Source organism: Bradyrhizobium sp. P5_C11_2 (assembly GCF_054049755.1).
On sequence record NZ_JBFULT010000740.1, the window covers coordinates 1 to 3,033 of the forward strand.

A 3,033-nucleotide genomic window follows, 5' to 3' on the forward strand; every position below is an offset into this window, starting at 1 on the left:
CCCCTTATCAGACCGAAACGGCCGGGAGTGCGTACACTCCCGACCGTTCGTATTGTTGTTTCCCCGGAACGCGCGTCAGTTCATCTTGACGTCGAGTTCCTTGGCGACGAGATCGAGCACCTCCTGCCCGACCCGGCCCTTGGCCCATTTGTATGTCGGCTGCATCGCCTCCTGCCAGGCCTTGCGATCGGCGTCGGAGAGATAGTGCAGCGTGGTCTTGCCCGACTTCTTGATCTCGGCCAGCGCGTCCTCGTTCTCCTGGCGCGCGATCGAGTTGGTGTAGTCGGTCGCCTCGTTCATCGCCTTTTCGAGCTGGGCGCGGATATCGGGCGGCAGGCCGGACCAGAATTTCGAGTTGACGATGACCGCATATTGCAGATGCGCATGATAGGACACGGTGATGTCCTTCTGCACTTCGTAGAATTTCTGCGTCCAATAATTCGACGCCGTGTTCTCGCAGCCGTCGACCACGCCGGTCTGGAGCGCCTGGTAGACTTCCGAGAAGGCCATGATCTGCGGGATCGAGCCGATCAGGCGGAAATACTGGTCGGCGATCTTCGATCCGGAAATGCGGAACTTGAGCCCCTGGAAATCCGCAGGCTTCATCAGCGCGCGACTGGAGGAGACCATGTGGAAGCCGTTGTCCCAATAGCCAAGCCCCGTGATGCCCTTGGCCTCGAGCTTCTGGAACAGCCACTTGCCGACCGTGCCCTTCATCGCATTGGCGTAGGTCTGGTCGTCCTTGAACAGCCAGGGCAGGTCGAGCGCCTCGAATTCCTTGATGCCGAGCGGCGCGAATTTCGCGGTCGAGGGCGCGAGCATCTGCACCGAGCCGAGCTGCAGCGCCTCGATCTCCTCCTTGTCCTTGTAGAGCGAGGAGTTCGGATAGACCTCGATCCTGACCTTGCCGTCGGTGTACTTCTCCGCGAGCTCCTTGAACTTCAGCGCGCCTTTGCCTTTCGGGGTGTCGTTGGCGACGACGTGGCTGAACTTGATGACGATCGGGTTTTGGGCCTGGGCAATGGCAGGGGCCACAAGAATAGCGGCGGCCGCGACCGCATAAAGCAGCAGCTTGCGCATGAAGTACCTCCCCAACAACCTCGGAAACCGGGTCTTTTTTATTTTACGGTTTCAGTAGTGGCAGCAATCCACCAGCCGAACAACTAGACCTAAGCCCAATTTGCCGCAGCCAAGCTATCTTGACGGCTGGTGTATATGCAACTCGGCACCCGCTCCAGCCCCGCGAAGCGAGCGCTTATGCCGCATCGCGGCGGCGCCATTAACCTTTGCGCTGGGCCACCACGAAGAGGCGCCGGAACGGGAACAGCGTCTGTCCCATTGCATTCTTCGGATAGGCTGTCGCGACCCGCATCCCATAGGCCGCCTCAAAGGCCGCCTTCTCGTCGCCCTGCAACACGTCGAGATAGCGCGTCAGCCAGGTGCCCTTGGTCCACTCTTTCACGGGGTTCTCGCCCTCGAGGACCTGGAGATATTCGGTCTCCCAGATGTCGATGTTCTCAGACAGCGGCGCAAGCAAGTCGTGATAGAAGGCCGGCCCCTCGACCGGCGGCGGGGTGACGAGATGCTCGACCTTGGACCGCCAGGGTCCGTTCAGCGCGGTCTCGCCGATCAGCACATGCGAGGGGGCCAGAAAGTTGCGCGGCATCTGCACCGCGAGCATGCCGCCGGGCACGACCTTCTCCATCACCGAGGGAAACAGTGCCGCATGATTGGGCAGCCAGTGCAGTGCGGCATTGGAATAGATCAAGTCGTATGGCTTGGCGGGCCGCCAGGCGCCGAGATCTTCATGTGACCAGACCACGTCCGGCGCGGCCTTGCGGCCCGCGGCGACCATCTCGGCCGAACCTTCGACGCCGGTCACGGTCGCATCCGGCCAGCGCTCCTTGATCAGTTTTGTCACGTTGCCGGCGCCGGCCCCGAGATCGGCGATCTGGCGCGGAGCAAAATCCGGAATCCGCATCAAGAGGTCGACTGCGGGCCGGAGCCGGTGGCCGGAGAATTTCAGATATTGCTGCGGATCCCAGACCATCTCGTGAGCCTTTTCTTTTTCGTGTTTCCTTCGCTGCGCCTCTTGGTTACCACTGCTCGTCCCGCTCAGGCAATTCGCAAAGCCCGCGGGACGGGCAGGAAACGAACAGCAACAAGCAAAAGCAAACAAGAGAGCGTGTGACCATGGACCTCGGGCTCAAATCGAAAACCGCTGTTGTCACCGGCGCGAGCATCGGCATCGGCCGCGCCATCGCCAAGGGCCTGGCTGCCGAAGGCGTGCGCGTCGTGGGCGTGGCGCGGCGGGCCGACCWGCTCGCAGAGCTGGTGCAGCAGGTCGGCGGCGGGCTGATCACACCGTTCGAGCAGGACRTGATGGCGAAGGACGCGGCGGAGAAGATCGCGGCCTTCGCCGTGAGCGAGCTCGGCCATGTCGACATCCTCATCAACAATGCCGGCGGCAGCCGCCCCCTTCCCGTCGATGCGCCCGACAGCAAATGGGACGAAGCGATCGCGCTGAACTTCACCAGCTATCGCCGCATCGCGCATGCGCTGCTGCCGCAGATGATCGCGCGCAAATGGGGCCGCATCGTCAACATCACCGGCAAGTCCGAGCCGGAAGGCCTCAACGCCGCGTTCGCGGCCAAGGCCGCCGTGCACGCCTGGGCCAAGGGCCTGTCGCGCGAGATCGGCGAGCACGGCATCACCATCAACTGCATCCCGCCCGGCCGCATCATGAGCGAACAGATCCGCCGCAACTACCCGCCGGATTATCGCGAGCGGTTCGCGGAAGAAGAGATTCCGGTCGGCTATTGGGGCGAGCCGGAGGACCTCGCGGCGCTCGCGGTGTTTCTGGCCTCGCCGGTGGCGCGGTACATCACGGGGACGGTGATCCCGGTGGATGGGGGGCTGCGGCGGTATCAGTTCTAGGGCGGGGTCGCTGAAGCCGATCAGGCCGCGAGAGCAGGCAGTGTCTGATCTGCTCTCGCAAGCGACGCGGCGGTTGCAAAATAGGCGACATAGAAC

The 3,033-nt window shown here is 62.8% G+C and carries 3 protein-coding genes; 1 reads left to right on the forward strand and 2 read right to left on the reverse strand.

Translation table 11 applies throughout. The features are described from left to right. Positions 1-75 precede the first annotated feature (75 nt). A complete protein-coding gene (locus ACXJL8_RS37805) occupies positions 76-1,080 on the reverse strand; it encodes a DctP family TRAP transporter solute-binding subunit (protein WP_456621372.1) in 1,005 nt (334 codons plus the stop codon). Between the two features lie 199 nt (positions 1,081-1,279). Beyond that, positions 1,280-2,050 (reverse strand): methyltransferase domain-containing protein, encoded by a 771-nt coding sequence (locus ACXJL8_RS37810; RefSeq protein WP_456621371.1) that lies wholly within the window; start codon positions 2,048-2,050, stop codon positions 1,280-1,282. Between the two features lie 143 nt (positions 2,051-2,193). Between ACXJL8_RS37810 and ACXJL8_RS37815 the strand changes: the two genes are divergently transcribed. After that, positions 2,194-2,937 (forward strand): SDR family NAD(P)-dependent oxidoreductase, encoded by a 744-nt coding sequence (locus tag ACXJL8_RS37815; protein WP_456686688.1) that lies wholly within the window; start codon positions 2,194-2,196, stop codon positions 2,935-2,937. The last annotated feature ends 96 nt before the right edge of the window (positions 2,938-3,033 follow it).